Below are 18,071 nucleotides of genomic sequence, written 5' to 3'. Positions count from 1 at the left end.
CTTTCTTTCTCTCTTAGCATTCCTAGCGCTTGATAATTCTCTGCGTACTAACTATTACGTCATCGTCTAACATGAGGGTAATAAAATATATTCCATTGCGCAAGTCTGAAGTTGATACCATGTTTGTTGGATTGGTGATTTCTTTCACCCGCTGACCAACAACATTGGTAATAAAAAGCCGGTTGATTTGCTCATAATTGCTAATGTAGAGCACATCGCTAAATGGGTTTGGATAAACAACAAACTGGTCCGCATTGGCCAACTCATCTTCAATACCCAAAGCGTAATCGCTTCCGGTTGTGAATGTCCATTCATTCTCAGTCGAAATTCCGGCAAATGGATTCCCGCTCACATCCTGAATGGCACCGCTGTCAACCAGCACATAATAATCTGAACTAGTTGCCAAGCCACCGCCTAAAGCTGCGGCATCGTAAACAATATTCACTTCATTATTATTAAACATATCAGATGTAAGAGGAATTGTCAACGTAGGAGATGTATCCCCTACTTTGTAGATATAAGCGTTTCCACCAGCTGAAGATAATTCAACTGCTTCGTTAAAAGTCATCACTAAATTAGGGTGGTTGTCTGCAATCGTTTCTTCATCGGGAGACAACAATAAAACTTCCGGAGCTACTTGCTCACTTACAATCGTAAAGTTCCAGTTGAAAACCTTTAAGATACCTGCAAACGATTCGGGAGTAGCCGATGTGTTTTGAACAAAGTCAGGATAGACAATAATGTAATATTCTTTTCCTTCTTCTGTCAAGCCGGTTAAGTTCACCGAAACAGTACTTCCTGAAATAGAAACTTTGGTGTCTCCGGCGTCGAATGAGGCAATCGTTGTGTTTGCGCCATCTGCTTCATGCAGTTCCAAAATACCTGTTCCAGCTTGAACATCCTGGTTAAACTCCATTTGGTAAACCTGATCCAACGGCACGTCCACCGAGTTATCGACAGGAGTCAGGCTAACCAACAACAACTCTTGGTTCGACTCAGTCTCAAACTGCCAGTCGTCTGAAGAGATCGCTGCCGAAGGTTCTCCCACAGAAGACTCAAAGGTACCGGCATCAACCGACACTTTATATGTTGTAGATTCATTCAGATCGTCAATGTCAATATAGACCTTGTTTCCAATCATCGAAAAGTACATGGCGTCGGCAACCACATCCAATGTTTGGACCAGCGTTCCATCAGCCAGGTAAATATTTACAGTACCGGCACTGCTCAAAACCACAGGCAGGTCAAATTCAATCATCAAATCGGGTGTTACAGAAATGTTGGCCCCTGTTGGGCTATAACTAATTACATCCGGAATCTGATCTTCTTCCACGGTAAAATACCAGTCATCCTCTTCATCAACCCCTGCAAAGCCATTACCTGACAAATCTGTTATGGCTCCCGGTTCAACAATCACATAGTAATCTTCACCGACCTCTAAGCCAGCTACGTCTGTCAGAATGATAATCGAATCATCCGACGGATCTGTCGCGAGGGTACTGGCATCGATGGTCTTGACCAAAATACCATTCCATGTGTAAACCAGAATCTCACCGGCTCCAGCCATAACTGGTTCGGTAAAATCAAGTTTCAAATAATCGTCGTTCAGAATAGTTTCGCCCGCGCCTACATAGTATCCATCTTCCCACGGTCCGGCATCTGCATCTGCATCCAGCATTGGCGCTGATGTATCTGCTGTGATGTAATTATTCTGATCGTAAATATCAGTGGTTCCATTGTTATCACCCAAGGGTTGCTGGTTTGCAACGCCATACTGCATCTTGTCATCCAAAATAATTAAATTGTATTCGGTATCACTTTCCAGCGGTGTATCAGGAGTAATGGAAATTACAGTTGAAGATGACGACCAGCTATCGACAGTAGCTGTATAAGTTATATCGCTTCCATCAACCACCTTGACCAAACTAAAACAGTTTTGAAGATAGTCTTCGTAGTCTGCATCGATAGCAATGTTATTAAACTGAGCATCTGATACAAATGTATACAACGGTCCATTAAACGTTATTTGGAATGCTTGATCGGCTGGAACTAAAGTTGGTGTTGCTGCGTCGCCGTTATCCGGCTGGAAAGTAACATCGTCGGCAGCAGTCTGAAATTGGAAATTATAAACATCTGTTCCAGTTGAATTACTCAACGCAACCCCATTAGAATTAAGCACGCCCGGATCAATTTGAGAAGTCCCGGCAAGAGAACTATCGTCGATATTGACAACAGCATCCTGGGCTTCAACTGTATATGCCCAAATCGCAAGCACAAGAACAAAAATGGTCTTATGAATATACCAGGTAGAGTTTCTCTTCATAATATTCAATTTAATATTACTCCGGAAAAGGTGAAAAATTAAATAGGTTTATAAAATCTCAGCTCCAACTTGCTTAGGTTGAAAGCTACGCACTATAGTCAAACTCATACAAACCTAAAACATTTCTGTTCAACAAACAATAGTTTTCAACTAATTTTTGATGACATTTTTTATAAATTCACCTCCTGTAACCCTTACGAATAAAGGCGTTTCATCTAAATTTCAAATTATTTATATATAATTTTCATTATGTAATAACAAATAGAGACATGGGATCAACAAAGTCAAATCAGGATAAAAATTTACGTGAAGGGTAGCAATAAACTTTACTATTTGGTAGTTTAATTTTATGACAACTTGTGGCCCAATGATAAAACAAACATAATCATTGGAAATGCAAGGCCTCGCAAAACAAAATAACTCATAACACATTAATTATCTGAGACATTATGCAATCAGAAAGAACAACAAATCGACATATCATCAAACAAACAATCACAAAAAAAGAGGCTAAAGCGTTCTTGTTTCTATTTCTAATTTCAATTCTATACTCCGGATGTAAAACTTGCGAATGTCCAGCCTATTCTTCAACCTCAAAAACACAACAGCAGAAGATTTTCATTGGAAAAGAACGCTTCGGAAACCACGAATCGAAACATAATTATATCCATTTAACATACCTAAAAAGCGGTGATCAAATACACCATTTCAGCTATCAAAACAGACCTTTCACCTATTCATTTGCAATCTTTTGTTTAAAAAACTAAACTAAACAGGATTAAATATCGTGCTAAACGCGCAAAATTCGGGCTCTTCGCAGCAAGAAACGATCTCATCCGAGACTCTGAACCCACATCTTTGACTCCAAAACTATTTAGAAAATTTCTGAATTGGTTCTGTTGTCTTCCTAAAACAACACCACACGTAACCATAAAGCGCTTCTTCGGGTATATAACACCGTATTAAGGAAACAGGCCCCTTGTTCCATCACCAAAAACAGACGCAATATCACCTCTTATATTATTAATATATAGTCCTGCAATAGAGAAACAGGCAAAAAACAGCTACTTCATTAAACATTAGACAATTAACCAAAGTACAAAAATAACTGTCCACACCAACATTAACTAAATTTTAAACTGAGCCTTAAAAAGGGCAAAAGGAAATTAAAAAACTTGACCATGTTGAATTTAGTTCGTTATTTTGTGTGGCTTTTAAAAAATGAGCTAATAAATCAAAGAATAATCTTTCATTAATTATTAAACTTTCAACTATGTCAAAAATTAAAATCGGCATTAACGGATTCGGTCGTATCGGTCGTTTTGTTTTCCGTCAAGCTGTCGCAAAAGGTACTATCCAAGTAGTTGCTATCAACGACTTGATCGATGTTGAATACATGGCTTACATGTTAAAATACGATTCTACTCACGGTATTTTCCAAGGTACTGTTGAAGTAAAAGATGGTAAACTTGTTGTAAACGGTGACGAAATCCGCGTTACTGCTGAAAGAAACCCTGCTGACATTAACTGGGGTGCTGTTGGTGCTGACTACGTTGTTGAATCAACTGGTTTGTTCCTGGAAAAAGGAAAAGCTCAAGGTCACATCGACGCTGGTGCTAAAAAAGTGATCATGTCTGCTCCTTCTAAAGACGATACTCCTATGTTCGTTATGGGTGTTAACCACACTGCTTACTCTAACGACATGAACTTTGTATCAAACGCTTCTTGTACTACAAACTGCTTGGCTCCTATCGCTAAAGTATTGAATGATAACTTCGGTATCGTTGAAGGTTTGATGACTACTGTTCACGCAACTACTGCAACACAAAAAACTGTTGACGGTCCTTCTATGAAAGACTGGAGAGGTGGTCGTGGAGCTGGTCAAAACATCATCCCTTCTTCAACTGGTGCTGCTAAAGCTGTAGGTAAAGTAATTCCTGAGCTGAACGGTAAATTAACTGGTATGGCTTTCCGTGTTCCTACTCCCGACGTTTCTGTAGTTGACTTGACTGCTCGTTTGGAAAAAGGTGCTTCTTACGCTGAAATTTGCGCTGCAATGAAAGCTGCTTCTGAAGGTCCTTTGAAAGGTATCTTGGGTTATACTGAAGATCAAGTTGTTTCTAACGACTTCGTTGGTGACACTCGTACTTCTATCTTCGACGCTGGTGCTGGTATCTCATTGTCTCCAAACTTCGTAAAAGTTGTTTCTTGGTATGACAACGAAATGGGTTACTCTGCAAAAGTTTGCGAATTGATCCAATACATGGATTCAGTAAAATAATTCTGAAACCAGATATAATATTAAAGGGCATCCAATCGGGTGCCCTTTCTTTTTTATAAAAACATCAATCAACTCTCGTATTTATATTGAAAAACAAAATAACCCAACAATGGAAATATCCCCCGCCAGATATTTCCGCGCACAAAGAAGCTCGACATTTTGACTCAAAAACCAAAGGGAAAACCCGAAACAGGTAAGACTAAAATAGTGCACTGCCGAAGCAACCGCAGCAAACCACTCCTTTATTCATAACGCAAACTCTCTATAGGATCGAGACGAGAAGCCTTTTGAGCCGGATAATAGCCGGAAACAATGCCTACACCGAAACAAATCAACACGCCACTGAAGATCCAAAACCAAGGCACAATAAAATTACTTCCGATAAAAACAGACACAATATTACCGGTTAATATCCCTAAGACAATCCCTAAAGCGCCACCAATTTGGCCAATCACCACGGCTTCGATCAGAAATTGCTGACGAATTAATCGGGCGTTGGCGCCAATCGCTTTGCGTACTCCAATCTCTCTGGTACGTTCTGTAACCGAGACCAGCATGATATTCATTAAACCGATGGCAGCGCCTAACAAGGTAATAAAGCCAATAACTGTAGCAACCATTGTAATTTTGCCAATATTATCGAGTAGCATTTGTACCAGATTATCACTTTTATCGATATTGAAATCAGATTCATCCTGCGGATTTAAGCCCCGGATAATCCGAAACAAACCCTCACTTTCACCAATCGCTGCTTCGAGCAGCCTCGGATCGTCGCATTTCACCTGAACGTTAAAATTCATTTGAGGGCGCGAAAAATACGAACGAACATTGGAGTAAGGCAACAAACACATCTCATCTCCCCCACCGCCAAAACCACCGCCTTTTGCTGCCAATGTACCAACCACCAGATAACGTCCGCCACCCACACGAATCTCTTTGCCAACCGGATCTTCATTCTTATCAAATAACCGCCTGACCAAACCATCGCCAATAAGAGCAACGTTTAACCCGGCATCTAAATCCTGCTTCGATATATTCCGCCCTTTTTCAAGTTCAAACCCTGACGTATAGATATAATTTTCATCAACGCCAGTTACCGAAACATTCGGATTCGATTTCTTATTACCGAATTTTACTGTTGCCGTTCCACTACCTCTAACCGAAATTGACGTTAAAGCAGGAAAATCGAAACGTTCCTTAAATTCTCTCGCCTGGTAATAGTTAATATAGCTGTAATTTTTAGTCCGGATTCGATTATTCCCTACCTGAATCCGCATCCCCCTCGAAGTAATGGTAAAAGTATTCGCTCCCATAAACGTGAATTCTTTCGTTATAGAACCTTTAATAGAGTCGATCGCTGTTAAAATGCCAACCAAGGCCGTAATTCCAACAGCAATGATTAGCACTGTAAGAATCGTCCGCAGCAAGTTTGCCCGAATCGAATGAAGTGCTATTCGAAGGTTTTCGTAGAAGAGTGTACTAAATCGCATAAACTGTCGAGCTAAAGTTAAATACGTTCAAAACAAATACGTAATAGCCAAAACGAACACTTGCGAAAGTAATTACAAAATTGGGAAATAGCCACTAGAATACAGTTTAAAATGCAATGAACAACGGTCATTCTGTCAGGTAAAATTGGAGTCCGCCGGAAGTATATGATAACGAAAATCAGCTATTCAACGCAATTTGTTGATAAAAAACAAACACATAACAAACGCATTACCAAACTGTTAAACCTACAATAATCCGAGTTAATATTTTTTAACATTTATTACCTAACCTTTTTAAAACCATCAGCGTTAAACTCAGCTGTGTGCAAAAATGAAAGATAAACTGACAAGAAACTTTCAAATTACAATTAAAACAAATGGTCTACCAGTTCAAAATTACAACCACTGAAATACCAGATTATATACTTATCGTCGAGCTCGACGGCAAGCACACATTTGCTGATCTTCATATTTGCATTCAGCAAGCATGTGGATTCAATCCCGATCAATTAGCATCTTTTTTTATTGCGGGAACCAAATGCGGAAGGCAAATAGAAATAACTCAACTTGATTTGGGGTTTGATGGAATAAATCAATTCATCATGAAACGAACTCCACTTCAAGCGCTATTGAATCACGAAAATCAGAAAATGCTTTATGTTTTCGATTTTTTCATGGACAGATTATTTTTTATTGAATTAACGCTAATTTTTATGGGAAAAAGTCTATCAGAACCTTCCGTTACCTTCAAAAAGGGTAACGCTCCTTCTCAATTGTTAGAAGAGGAAGAACTCTTGACGCAGGAGTCAGAAGTAAAAAACCAGGAAGAATGTCTGGATTATGGTGATCTGGATGATTATACCGAAATTTTTGGTGAAATGGAGGATCTCACAGGAGGGCTTTAGCCCTCCTTTTTTTCATAAAAAGCTCTACCTTTGCGCTCCAAGAAAAATTAAATGAGCAAGACAGTAATTGTTGTATTGGGGCCAACAGGTATCGGCAAAAGCGATTTATCCATTCAAATTGCACAACACTTCAACACCGAAATTATCTCTGCCGATTCCCGGCAAATCTACAAAGAGCTGTCCATCGGAACTGCTGTTCCTCCCTCCGAAGATCTAAATAAGGTAACACACCACCTCATTCACCATCACTCGATACAGGATTATTACAGCGCTGCCCTGTTCGAAAAAGAAGCACTCGCAATAATTGAGGATCGTTTCAATTCAAAGGACACTCTAGTCGTGACCGGAGGATCCATGTTATACATTGATACCCTTTGCAATGGCATTGACGACATCCCGGATACAGATCCCCAAGTTCGCACACAACTGGTTCAGGAATTTAAAGAAAAAGGACTGGAACACATGCGTTTGCAATTGAAACAACTCGACCCGGCATACTACGATAAAGTTGATCTGAAAAATCCCAAACGAATTTTACATGCCCTCGAAATCTGCCTGACAAGCGGAAGAGCCTATTCTTCGATGCGTACGGAGCAGAAAAAAGAGCGCCCGTTTCGAATTATAAAAATAGGCCTGACTCGTGATCGTGAAGAACTTTACGATCGGATCAACCTGCGGGTAGACAAAATGATGGAAATGGGGCTTGAAGAAGAAGCTCGAAGCGTATTCGAATTTCATCATTTAAACTCGTTAAACACAGTTGGGTATAAAGAATTATTCGCCTTTTTTGAAGGAGAAATTGATCGGGATAAAGCCATAGAATTGATCAAACGGAATTCACGCCGCTATGCCAAAAAGCAATTAAGCTGGTTCCGCCGCGATTCTGAAATTAACTGGTTCAATCCAGAACAAGCTGAAGCAATCATTCGTTTCATTGAAGAACAAAATTGCAGGGATGACCAACAAACCAATTAAGCATTTCAATATTCGTGTTTACGGACTTTTGTTGAACGATAACAACGAAGTCCTTGTCACTGACGAATTTCAGCTGGACACCTCCATGACCAAATTTCCGGGAGGTGGATTGGATTTTGGCGAAGGAACAATTGATTGTTTGCGTCGGGAAATGCGTGAGGAGTGCCAACAGGAAATCGTCGATATTGAGCATTTTTACACCACCGAATTTTTCCAACAAGCGTTGTACTTCGATGATCACCAACTCATCAGCATCTATTACCTTGCAAAGCTACAAGAACCGGTCAATTTCAAAATCAGCAACAAGGCATTCGATTTTGAACCCGGACAGAATGGAAATCAATCATTCAGGTGGCTGTCAATTGAAAAATTAAATCCCGAGGAATTTACTTTCCCAATTGATAAACATGTTGCAAATTTACTCCGAGAAAGATTTCAACAATGACTGTATCAAAAACCATTAAAATTATCGGGCCGGCATATCCGTATCGGGGAGGTTTGGCAAGTTACAACGAACGCCTGGCAAAGGAGTTTCTGACTCAGGGGCATCAGGTGTCCATAGAAACCTTCACCCTGCAATACCCCAATTTGCTATTTCCGGGCAAAACGCAATATGTCGATGGTCCGGAACCGGATCACCTTTCGATTCAGCGAACCGTCAACTCAATCAACCCTGTTAACTGGCTTAGCGTCGGAAAGCGTATCAAAAAAGAGAAACCGGACATTTTAATGATCCGCTACTGGTTGCCTTTTATGGCACCGGCATTAGGGAGTATTTGCCGCTTGGTTCGATCAAATAAGCACACCAAGGTCATCTGCCTGGCCGACAATATCATTCCCCACGAAAAACGCCCCGGCGACCAACTCCTGACCAATTATTTCATGAATAGCATTGATGGAATGGTTGCCATGTCTCAGTCTGTTTTAGACGATATTGACCAGTTCCACGACGGATTGCCACGTGCCTTGTGTTCTCACCCTTTGTACGACAACTACGGTCCAAAAACTGATATTTTGGAAGCTAAAAGCCTACTCGGACTCGATCGAGACACAAATTATCTTTTATTCTTCGGATTTATTCGGGAATACAAAGGACTTGATCTGCTGTTGAAAGCCTTTGCCGACAAGCGGCTAAAAAATTACCCGGTAAAATTGATCGTAGCCGGCGAGTTTTACACCAAACCGGAACCATACCTCGAACTGATCAAAAAGCTACAGCTGACAGATCGCGTTATTCTTCGGACAGAGTTCATCGCTGAAAAACATGTCACCCGCTACTTTGGAGCATGCGATATTGTTGTTCAACCATACAAAAGCGCCACCCAAAGTGGTGTTACCCAAATTGGCTACCATTTTGAGAAACCGATGCTGGTAACAAATGTAGGAGGCCTTGCTGAGATTATCCCCCATAATGTGATTGGCTATGTTACCGAACCCAATGAACTGGAAATTGCCGATGCCCTGGTTGACTTTTATGCAAATAACCGAAAATCGACATTCGAAGTAAACATTAAAGAAGAAAAGAAGAAGTTCTCATGGGAAAATATGGTCAAAGCATTTATGCAGGTCGCCGAAAACATTCCGACAAAAGCCTGAGCATTTATTTCGAGTAATTAATTATCGCTTTCGTTTTTGAACAAATACAGCTGGGTAAAACGTTTATTCATATTAAAGATTGGTGAATTTTCATAAAGTACCTTAAGCATTTAAAACCTCCATGTAGGTTAAAAATATATATTTACCCATTACAATAAATTTTCCGGAGCAATTTTATGGAGGAAGGGATTAGCAAATTACAGACAAAAGCAGACCAGCGACTCATCGCCGATTACTACGACGACTTGTATCGTTCGTTTGATCAGCGTATTTCAGAAGAAGGGAGAGAACGCATTCGAAAGGCTTTTGAATTTGCCAACAATGCCCACGCCGGAGTTAAGCGCAAGTCCGGAGAACCTTATATCATCCACCCGATTGCCGTTGCCAACATCGTTTCCAGCGAAATAGGCCTTGGTGTAACTTCGATCATCGCAGCTATTTTACACGATGTTGTTGAAGACACCGACTACACGCTCACAGACATGGAAAATCTGTTTGGTGCCAAAGTAGCCCGTATTGTGGATGGCTTAACCAAACTTTCCGATGAGTTTACCGCTCAGCACGACTCGAAACAAGCCACGAACTTCCGCAAAATGTTAATGACACTATCGGACGATGTTCGTGTAATTTTGATCAAGCTTGCCGACCGCCTGCATAACATGCGAACGTTGGAAAGCATGGCTCCGCACAAACAACTGAAAATAGCTGCTGAAACGCTCTATATTTTTGCACCTCTGGCTCACCGTCTTGGATTGTATGCGATAAAAACCGAGCTCGAAGACTTAAGCTTGAAGTACAAGCAACCCGAAACCTACAACTTAATTAAGTTTAGGCTCCACAGCCAAAAAGAAAGACGGGACTACCTGGTTAATCAATTCATCAAACCGATAAAGGAAGAGCTGAGCAGCGAAGGGATTCAGTTCAACATCTCTGGCCGGTTGAAATCAATTTATTCCATTTGGAATAAAATGCAGACCAAGGGAGTCTCCTTCGATGAAATTTACGACTTGCTGGCGATTCGGATTGTATTCACCCCGAAGGAAAATGTTTCCGAAAAAAGACAGTCATTCGACATTCTCTCATTAATAACAGACATTTACAAGCCTAAACCGGATCGAATTCGGGACTGGATAACCATTCCAAAAGCAAACGGTTACGAAGCACTGCATGTTACTGTTATGGGGCCTGCCGGGAAATGGGTTGAAGTGCAAATTCGCACGGAAAGAATGGATGCAATTGCAGAACGCGGATTTGCAGCTCATTACAAATATAAAGGAGAACTATCGCCTGAAACCGAATTAGACCGTTGGCTCGAGAAAATCAGGGAGTTGCTTCAAAATCCAGAGTCCGATGCGCTGGAATTTCTCGACGAGTTTAAGATGAATCTCTACTCATCAGAGATCGTTATTTTCACGCCAAAAGGGAAAATGGTCAACCTGCCGAAAGGTGCTACCGTTATCGATTTTGCATACGAAATTCACACCGACCTGGGAAACCACTGTATCGGGGCGAAAATTAATCACAAGTTAGTGCCGGTGAGCCACGTCATTGAAAGCGGCGATCAAATCGAGATATTAACGTCCAAGTCTCAAAAGCCCGATATCGAGTGGCTGAAGTTCATTACAACAGCGAAGGCCAAATCGAAAGTCAAACAAGCTTTTAAAACCAATAAAAAACATCACTTTGAGCAAGGCCGGGACTTGATCGAGGAAAAGCTGAAAGAATTTAACATCAAGCCAACTTCAGATACCCTGAAAAAATTAACGGCCTACTATAATCTTTCCAACAAAGATCAATTGTACGCACAGGTTGGCATGGGCTTTATCGATATTGAAGACATTGCAAATATCCTGAAGACCAGACGTCAAAATAAACTTGCCCGATACTGGAACTTATCGTTCGGTAAAAAGAACGCAGATGACGAATTGGATTTGGAACTTCCGGATAAGAAAATAGATAAGAAGACGACCTTTATTTTGAAAGAAAACCCGGAAGAGACCAACTACTCGTTGGCTAAATGTTGTCAGCCCATTCCCGGAGACAATGTTCTGGGCTATCTTACCTCTAATAACCATGTTGTTATACACAAACGAAATTGTCCGGCTGCGAACAAATTAATGTCGCAGCAAGGAGACCGCATCATCACCGCCGAATGGACCAAGTTCAAGAAACGTTCTTACCTTACCCGCCTAAAATTAAACGGGTTCGACCGGGTCGGTATCGTCAGTGAGATCACCAATATCATTTCCAAACTTAACAACATCAACATGCGAACAGTTATGTTCGACACCCATGATGGAATCTTCGAAGGTGAGCTCTTTTTATATATCCATAACGTCGACGACTTAAACAATCTCATCGCTCGATTAATGAAAATCAAGGGAGTAGACAACATTGAACGAATGGAAAAAATCGAGGATTAATTTTTATTTAGTCTAAACTATTTTAAAAAAATTCCTATTTTTGGGCTTTATTTTTAATTAGTTTTAATATGAATAGTCCGAGGACCAGAGAGACTGTAAAGAACATGTTCACCGAATATCTAGAGAAAAACGGACACCGGAAAACTCCCGAACGTTTCGCCATTCTCGAAGAAATCTACTCGCGTGAAGGACATTTCGACATTGAATCACTGTACATTTCAATGAAAAACAAAAATTACAGGGTCAGCCGGGCTACACTTTACAATACAATCGATTTGTTATTGGAATGCAAATTGGTTGTCAAGCACCAATTTGGAAAAAACATCGCGCAATTCGAGAAAGCATTTGCAACACTTCAACACGATCATATCATCGATACAAGCAACGGGAAAGTACAAGAATTCTATGATCCACGCATTCGCGAGATCATTGAAGAAGCCTGTTTAAAACACAATTTCAAGCTATCTCATCACACCTTGTATATTTACGGTGAGCAAATAATTAAACGCACGGAATAAACTCATTATAAATTAGATCCTCTATCATATAATAGGGGATTTTTTATGCCTGATGCCAAAATAATTTGTACTTTTAGCTGCCAAATATTAATCACGCTGGCACCGTGGAAATTAGCTGTTAAGTTCGTTGGCTATCTTCCGCGGTTTAATATGTCTGGGAATTTGTAAAACTCTAATAATGAAAGTAGATGTCATTTTAGGTCTCCAATGGGGAGACGAAGGAAAGGGAAAAATCGTTGATGTCCTAACACCAAAATACGACGCGATTTCTCGCTTTCAGGGAGGTCCAAACGCTGGTCACACATTGGAAATTAATGACCTTAAACACGTCCTTCATTCAATTCCATCCGGAATTTTCCATGAAAATAAAGCCAACATCATCGGCAACGGTGTTGTTCTGGATCCAATTGTATTTAAAAAAGAGATTGACGGTATCCTGAAACTGGGAATCGACTTGCACAAAAATCTTTACATCTCGAAAAAAGCTCACCTTATTTTACCAACTCACAAGTTGCTTGATGCTGCTTCTGAAGCGGCTAAAGGAGACACAAAAATCGGTTCTACCTTGAAAGGTATCGGGCCGACTTACAAAGATAAAATTGGAAGAGATGGCTTGCGCGTAGGTGATTTGGTTGAAAATTTTGAAGAAAAATATAACAGCCGTGTTGCTGCTCACAAAGAATTACTGGAAAAATTCTTCCAGTTCGACTACAAGGATCTGTTAGCCGAATGGGAAAAAGAATGGATGGAAAGCATCGAAATTCTTAAATCGTTCACCTTGGTCGACAGTGAGCACATGATCAACGATTTGATTACCGACAATAAGTCCATTTTGGCTGAAGGTGCACAGGGAACATTACTCGATGTTGACTTTGGCTCCTATCCTTTCGTAACATCTTCCAACACCATTTGCGCCGGTGCATGTACCGGGTTAGGTATTGCTCCGCAAAAAATAGGTGAGGTTTACGGAATTTTCAAAGCCTATTGTACCCGCGTTGGAATGGGTCCATTCCCTACTGAACTGTTTTGCGAAACAGGTCAAAAACTTCGCGATGCGGGAAATGAATACGGATCAACAACCGGTCGTCCCAGAAGATGTGGATGGTTAGACCTGGTTGCTTTGAAATATTCAAATATGATTAACGGGGTGACTGAACTCTTCATGATGAAAGCTGATGTTTTGGATGACTTTGATACAATTAAAATTTGTACCGGCTATGAAGTCAATGGTGAAGTGACTGATAAGTTTCCATTCGAACTGAATGAAAATGTGAAACCTGTTTATGTAGAACTACAGGGATGGAAAACAGACCTGACCAAGCTGACGCATGAAAATGAATTTCCGGAAGAATTTAACAACTATATCAACTTCATTGAAGAAGAAACCGGATTACCAATCACGATCGCTTCGGTTGGCCCTAACCGTGCTCAAACGATTATGCTGGAAAAAGAATAATTGTATTTTTTACGATAAAAGACAAAAGAGCCCGTTTGGGCTCTTTTTTTTGTTACAAATTTCTTGAAAAAGTTTGCCTCAGATAGCGATTTGATTACCTTTAAACACGCTGTTCGAGAAAATATTGACTTCTTATCTACGATAAAGAACCTAAGTGCGCTATGTGTAAGTTCTTGTATTTCGTACAAATCTGACTTTTGTTTAGTTGTTCTGATGTTATTTTACAGATTAACAAAGCAAAGCTTCCATGCTCTTGTTTTTAGTCGGCAAAATGACCGGGATAATCACTTTTAACCAGGTAATTGTTAAAACTCTGATATAATGAACTTCGTTCGCCCCACATTATTACTGGACAAGGAAATTTGCTTACGGAACATTTCCATGATGGCAGAAAAAGCCAAAGCAAAAGGCCTGGTTTTTCGTCCACATTTTAAAACACATCAATCTGCGATTATCGGAAACTGGTTTCGTGACTTTGGAGTCACTGCCATTACGGTATCTTCAGTCCGAATGGCTCAATACTTCGCCAAACACGGATGGAACGATATTACAATCGCATTCCCGGTTAATATTCTTGAAATAGAAGAAATTAATGCTTTAGCCAAGGATGTCAACTTAAACCTGCTGATTGAGAACCTGGAATCAGTGGAGGTACTTGCCACCCAGATCAAACAAAAAGTGGGGATTTTCATTGAAATAGACACGGGTCACAACAGGACCGGCATTGCCTCGAACAAATACCTTGGTATCAATGCCATGCTCGATGTAATTAAAAGCACAAAGAAGTTCTCGTTTATCGGATTTCTATCTCACACCGGCCATACCTATCTTGCACAAAGCAGACATGATATATACAACCGCCACTTTGACGCTGTGCTAAAAATGAAAGCACTGAAGAACCACTACAAGAAAGAATTTCCCGATTTGATTTTATCCTTAGGCGACACGCCTTCAGCATGTCTTTGCGAAAATTTTGACGGAATTGACGAAATCAGACCAGGAAACTTCATATTCTTCGACCTGATGCAATATAAGCTCGGCTCGTGCGATTTTGAAGATATCGCGCTTCGTTTAATATGCCCGGTAATTGGCAAACACGGCAGTCGCAGCGAAGTCATCGTTTACGGAGGAGCAGCACACATCTCCAAAGACTCAATCATCAATATCGACGGGAAACGTTTATACGGACAGATCGTTGTAAATAGAAACGGAGAAAAGATCTTACTGGACGAAAGAAATTACCTCTATAAATTGAGCCAGGAACACGGTGTCATTCGAACAACGATCCAAGCCTTTAACAACTTCAAGGTCGGAGATTTAATTGAAATCATCCCGGCACACAGTTGTTTAACCGCAAACCTAATGGGCAGTTACATGACAACCGAGGGGGAATATATTCCCATGATGGGTTGCGACCAATCGAGCTATTCCGGCAATGATTCAGCTTCAAGCAATCTGTTAACAGCTTCAAGATAAAAACTAAGCGGATAAAGTTTTTCATCATACCAGAGGGAGGCAAAGTAAAGCCCAATAGGCGATGCTTTGTACCCCTTTAACCCGGTTATAGAAAGCCACTGCAAGCCTCGTTTACAGGGTGCTTGATACAATGCGCTGTCCGACAAGGCCGAAATGGAGAGTGCTGTCTCTTCAATGCTGCCTGCAACTTCGAAGTCTCCTCCCCAACTTCCATCCGGATTCTGTACTTGCCCTAAAAAATGCTGTGCTTTCGGGATCAAAATGGTCAATTTATGAGTTACCGGGTCCGGAATCAATCCAAGCTGAAGGGTGTCCTGAAGATAGCTGGTAACCCGGGCTGTTCCGTAAACCGGATTGGCATGATTCGCTGTATGCTGATTACCGAACCACAGCGGCAACCAACTGCCATTACGCTGCTGATGCTTTTCCAGATATTGAACTGCTCTTAAAACCATCTTTTCAACCTTCTGCCTGTCCGACGGTGTAAAAACATCCGAACAACGATTTAAGGCAGCTGATAATGCCAACACGCAATGACCGGTTAAGTCACAACTGCTTTGATCAAAGGGCAATTTTCCCCAGCCACGCGAAAAAGTCGGGAACCCACCATCCGAGTTCTGCAATTCCCTCAACCAAAGGCAAGCTGTCGAAACTGCGGCCAAAACTCCCGGTTCGTCACTAAGCTTCAATAAAGCCAAAATCACGCCCGGTGTATCATCACCATCCGGCACCGAGCCGGGAAAATGAGTCCATCCCCATCCTCCGGGTTTGCTCCCGTTAAACGGATGCACCTGCTTATTCTGACAATCCAGCAGATGTGTAACCAGTTTTTGCTTTTGGCCGGCTCCCAGTGTGAAATCTGCCTTTCGATAGAGTGCCTTTACCGACAAGCTTGTCACCCAGGTTGACAAATCGACATCAATTGGCCAACTGCCATCCAACCGCTGTGTTTGCTTCAAAAACCTGATTCCATTTTTAACCACCTCATGCTCTTTGTACCCTGCTTCAACCAAGCTTAAGGAAACAAATGCAGTCAGCGGGATTGCTTCCAAAAAGCCACCACTCGCCGGCATCATAGCAGTCAGTCTTTTGAGCGCCGGAGAAATCGAAAAATGACGTACGGAGCGCCAAAACCAATGCTGTTTTTTCTTCTTATAAACAACAATTCCTACTGCGACCAAAGCCGGAATCGCATAACTGACAACACTCAATTTCAGGAAGCGATAAAACTTTCGGGGTAAAAGGGCCAGCTCATAAGGCAATTGTGGCACAAACTGAAAAGCAGTCGGCCCGGGAACACCACACAAGCCACAGAGCGTTAAAATAGGAACAGAAAAAGTGTAGTCGTTCTGATAATGGTTTAAAATGAACTGAGACACATCTTCTGAATTGACATCAATACCCAATCCAGCCAGCCAACTACCGATTTTTTGTTGAAGCGCTTTTGTCGCCCGATCCTTTCCGGCATACAAATTCGTAGCGGCATAAACCAACAGGCTTGTGCTCACATTTCCCGGACTATCGGGCGTATCTCCGAAACTACCATCGGCATTCACATTCGCTTGCAGCCATTTTAAACCCGACTGAATTTGAGAAGCATGCTCCCGGGGATCATAAAAATGAAGGGCTGCAATTGCAACCGCCACAGCCAAAGCACTCGACGACAATTCTCCCGTCCAAAATCCACCCGGATTCATTTCATCCAAAAGCATTTTGGTGAGTTGTGTCGATTTATCGTTCAGTTCTCCCTGGTTCATGGTTCATTTTTTTAGCTGATCACCCGTTGTTCTGGCTAAAAAAGAGCCGAGACTTCCTAACGCAAGCAATCCGTAAAAGGTGTACTCCAGGTCGCATTCCGGATCACCGTCGCCCGCCAGAAATGCACCATCGCGATAATTTTGCTGAATGAAGCTTAAACAGTCCGGGGCAATTTCTCTCAAATCAGTTTGCGCTTTTTCCAACGCAAACAAAGCCACTCCGGTTGATAACAGGTCCGGCTCCTCCATTGGAGCAAAGGCCACAAAAGCTTTTTCCGGCCGGAAATATTGTACTAAGTTTTTCTGCAACGATGCCGTCCTCATTTTCAGGCTTGATCTCGCGACCAACAAAGCAGCAACCATACTGCAAGGAACTTGTTGAGGCAAGCGGTAAAAAGTGAGCATTATCCTCCCGAAAACTCGTACCCACCTTTTTTGCCCGTAAGCAGTATCAACCAGTAGCAAAGCCAAAAACAGCTGATAGCTGAAGTTCACCGGGAAATCCCGAAGCAACAACTTCTTCGTCAAATTCAGAGGAGACATTCGCTGTTGGATAAGCGATTGTTGCAGAAACAGCAGCGAGAAGCGGTGAATACCATTGCCTTGTTCCTCGTCCTTCAAGCTTTTAATCCAGCTTTCCAGCCTTGTTATTTCCGGCTTTAAATCCAATGCCTCAGCCATCCAGCTTCCAAACACGGAATAGTACAAATCGGGAGCTCCTCCGCGGTCGGTAAAACCACCGGACTGATGTTGTGAATTGATAACAAATTGTCGGATTTCCGTTTGTTGCTCATCTCCCAACAAACGCAGACCAAGCTTTATTTTGGCGATAAATTGGCGGTATAAAACCTGATGAGTTACCATGTTCGGA

At 41.5% G+C, this 18,071-nt stretch carries 13 protein-coding genes; 9 read left to right on the top strand and 4 right to left on the bottom strand.

The annotated features are described in order from the left end of the window. Positions 1–22: 22 nt before the first annotated feature. Positions 23–2,323: an Ig-like domain-containing protein gene (locus tag GJV22_RS18195; protein WP_163717280.1), complete on the bottom strand. Its 2,301-nt coding sequence runs from the start codon at positions 2,321–2,323 to the stop codon at positions 23–25. A 1,273-nt stretch (positions 2,324–3,596) separates the two neighbouring features. Here GJV22_RS18195 and gap point away from each other — a divergent pair. Next, positions 3,597–4,604, top strand: coding sequence for a type I glyceraldehyde-3-phosphate dehydrogenase (gene gap, locus GJV22_RS18190; protein WP_163717277.1), 1,008 nt, complete (start codon positions 3,597–3,599; stop codon positions 4,602–4,604). A gap of 242 nt (positions 4,605–4,846) precedes the next feature. Here gap and GJV22_RS18185 read toward each other — a convergent pair whose 3' ends face one another. Then, complete coding sequence (locus GJV22_RS18185) at positions 4,847–6,094, bottom strand: ABC transporter permease (RefSeq protein ID WP_163717275.1); 1,248 nt, start codon at positions 6,092–6,094, stop codon at positions 4,847–4,849. A 377-nt stretch (positions 6,095–6,471) separates the two neighbouring features. On the opposite strand from GJV22_RS18185, the gene GJV22_RS18180 reads away from it, so the two are divergent. From GJV22_RS18180 to GJV22_RS18145, 8 genes are all read left to right on the top strand, one after another. After that, on the top strand, positions 6,472–6,999 hold the full coding sequence (locus GJV22_RS18180; RefSeq protein ID WP_163717273.1) for a plasmid pRiA4b ORF-3 family protein: 528 nt from the start codon (positions 6,472–6,474) through the stop codon (positions 6,997–6,999). Positions 7,000–7,050: 51 nt separating this feature from the next. Continuing rightward, on the top strand, positions 7,051–7,974 hold the full coding sequence (gene miaA, locus GJV22_RS18175) for a tRNA (adenosine(37)-N6)-dimethylallyltransferase MiaA (protein ID WP_163717271.1): 924 nt from the start codon (positions 7,051–7,053) through the stop codon (positions 7,972–7,974). Further along, entirely contained in the window at positions 7,955–8,419 is a 465-nt protein-coding gene (locus GJV22_RS18170; RefSeq protein ID WP_163717269.1) for an NUDIX hydrolase, read from the top strand. The genes miaA and GJV22_RS18170 overlap by 20 nt, the downstream gene beginning before the upstream one ends. Beyond that, positions 8,416–9,570: a glycosyltransferase gene (locus GJV22_RS18165; protein ID WP_163717267.1), complete on the top strand. Its 1,155-nt coding sequence runs from the start codon at positions 8,416–8,418 to the stop codon at positions 9,568–9,570. The genes GJV22_RS18170 and GJV22_RS18165 overlap by 4 nt, the downstream gene beginning before the upstream one ends. Before the next feature lie 176 nt (positions 9,571–9,746). Continuing rightward, complete coding sequence (locus GJV22_RS18160) at positions 9,747–11,993, top strand: RelA/SpoT family protein (RefSeq protein WP_163717265.1); 2,247 nt, start codon at positions 9,747–9,749, stop codon at positions 11,991–11,993. Positions 11,994–12,061: 68 nt separating this feature from the next. Continuing rightward, on the top strand, positions 12,062–12,511 hold the full coding sequence (locus tag GJV22_RS18155) for a Fur family transcriptional regulator (protein WP_163717263.1): 450 nt from the start codon (positions 12,062–12,064) through the stop codon (positions 12,509–12,511). A 178-nt stretch (positions 12,512–12,689) separates the two neighbouring features. After that, a complete protein-coding gene (locus tag GJV22_RS18150) occupies positions 12,690–13,967 on the top strand; it encodes an adenylosuccinate synthase (RefSeq protein WP_163717260.1) in 1,278 nt (425 codons plus the stop codon). Positions 13,968–14,288: 321 nt separating this feature from the next. Continuing rightward, entirely contained in the window at positions 14,289–15,443 is a 1,155-nt protein-coding gene (locus tag GJV22_RS18145; protein ID WP_163717258.1) for an alanine racemase, read from the top strand. Here the strand turns inward: GJV22_RS18145 and GJV22_RS18140 are convergent. Continuing rightward, positions 15,392–17,200 (bottom strand): prenyltransferase/squalene oxidase repeat-containing protein, encoded by a 1,809-nt coding sequence (locus GJV22_RS18140; RefSeq protein WP_163717256.1) that lies wholly within the window; start codon positions 17,198–17,200, stop codon positions 15,392–15,394. The genes GJV22_RS18145 and GJV22_RS18140 overlap by 52 nt on opposite strands. Before the next feature lie 3 nt (positions 17,201–17,203). Continuing rightward, the gene (locus GJV22_RS18135; RefSeq protein ID WP_163717254.1) at positions 17,204–18,064 is read right to left on the bottom strand and encodes a prenyltransferase/squalene oxidase repeat-containing protein; all 861 of its coding nucleotides are present in this window, start codon (positions 18,062–18,064) and stop codon (positions 17,204–17,206) included. Between the last annotated feature and the right edge of the window lie 7 nt (positions 18,065–18,071).

The sequence above is a fragment of the Mangrovibacterium lignilyticum genome (genome assembly GCF_010882175.1).
Taxonomy (GTDB): domain Bacteria; phylum Bacteroidota; class Bacteroidia; order Bacteroidales; family Prolixibacteraceae; genus Mangrovibacterium; species Mangrovibacterium lignilyticum.
The sequence above is the reverse complement of the archived record's forward strand: the minus strand, read 5'-3'. Positions and strand labels throughout refer to the sequence as shown.